This is a genomic window from Streptomyces sp. H27-D2 (assembly GCF_035828615.1).
Classification (GTDB): Bacteria; Actinomycetota; Actinomycetes; order Streptomycetales; family Streptomycetaceae; genus Streptomyces.
In genome coordinates, this window is record NZ_JAYMZR010000038.1 from 57,205 (window position 1) to 58,621 (window position 1,417).

Annotated in this window: 2 protein-coding genes; both read right to left on the reverse strand. The window is 77.8% G+C overall.

Annotation, left to right across the window (positions count from 1 at the left end; all coding sequences use genetic code 11):
- Positions 1 to 27: 27 nt before the first annotated feature.
- A complete protein-coding gene (locus tag QMK28_RS16750) occupies positions 28 to 699 on the reverse strand; it encodes a class I SAM-dependent methyltransferase (protein WP_326438643.1) in 672 nt (223 codons plus the stop codon).
- Positions 693 to 1,382 (reverse strand): TIGR04282 family arsenosugar biosynthesis glycosyltransferase, encoded by a 690-nt coding sequence (locus tag QMK28_RS16755; RefSeq protein ID WP_326438653.1) that lies wholly within the window; start codon positions 1,380 to 1,382, stop codon positions 693 to 695. The genes QMK28_RS16750 and QMK28_RS16755 overlap by 7 nt, the downstream gene beginning before the upstream one ends.
- Between the last annotated feature and the right edge of the window lie 35 nt (positions 1,383 to 1,417).

Genomic DNA, 1,417 nt, shown 5'->3' on the forward strand with positions numbered 1-1,417 from the left:
TGAGGCCGGCCGGTCCACTCCGGCTGCCTACGCGCGTCGCAGGGACACGAACGACCTGCCGGAGGCGGACCACTGCTCCACGGCGGTCCAGCCCGCCGCCCCGGCCCGGCGCACCAGCGCGGGGGCGCCGATCCGGGCCCAGGGGAAGTCCGTGCCGCAGCCGCCGCGCCCGTCGTCGATGCGCACCAGATGGCGCTCGTCCACGTCCAGCGGCGCGGTCTCGACCAGTACCTTCCCCTGCGCCGCCATGAGTTCGCCGGAGCGCTCCAGCAGCGCTGCCGGGTCGCCGCCGATGCCGATGTTGCCGTCGATGAGCAGTACGGTCCCCCAGCGCCCTTCCCCCGGCAGCCGGTCGAAGACCGACCGGCAGAGCGCCGTGCCGCCCGCGCGCACCGTACGGGCCACGGCCGCCGGGCTCACGTCGATGCCGAGCGACGGCCGTCCGCGGGCGACGAGCGCGGCGACGAGCCGGCCGGGTCCGCAGCCGATGTCGAGTACGGACCCGTCGCAGCGCCTGAGCACGGTGAGGTCGGAGCGGTCGGCGCGGGCGCACCAGCGCTCGACGTCCAGCGGCAGCAGCCAGCCGTCGGTGCGCCGCAGGAAGAGCGGGCCGCGCCCGGTGCGCAGCGCGTCGGTGTAGGGGTCGGCGCGCCAGGAGTCGGTCCGGCCGCGCTGGACCGACTCCTCGACGCTCAACACGCGGCCCTCCCGGACAGCCGGGAGGGGATGGGCGCACGGGACGTACGGGACGGGGTTCCTGACGGGCCGGACAGTTGCGGCATCCGGGCCACGGCGGCGGCGAAGCGTCCGCCCGGCGCTGCGGCGGCCACCTGGATCGCGTCGTCCGCCGTGTCCACGTCGCACAGCGGCGGCAGATCCCGCACCCTGAGCCCGGCCGTGGTCAGCCGCCGCCGTTGCGCGGCGCCGGTGGCGGCGGTGGACATCGGCACCCCGCGCAGCAGCCGCGGCGCGGGTTCGGCCAGGCCCAGCGCCCAGAAGCCGCCGTCCGTCGCCGGGCCGAACCAGGCGTCGCAGCGCTGCCAGGCGTCGGCGGCGAGCGCCGGGGCGAGCAGGGCGGGGGTGATCTGCGGGGTGTCCATGCCGATGAGCAGGGCGGGGCCGTCGACCGCGCCGAACGCCGCCGCGAGCCGTTCGTCCAGCCCGCCCGAGCACTGCGGCAGCACCTCGATGCCGTCCGGCAGCCAGCGGCCCGGCCGGCCGTCGAGGACCAGGATGCGGCGGCGGGCGGGCACGGCGAGCACCACGGCCAGCGTGTCGGCGAGCGCCGCCTCGGCGAGCAGCGCGGCCTCCTCCGGCGTGCAGACCGGCGTGAGCCGGGTCTTCACACGCCCCGGCACCGGTGCCTTGGCGATGACCAGCAGCGTGGTCGGCGCGCCGGGGGCGTGCGCCCCCGGCG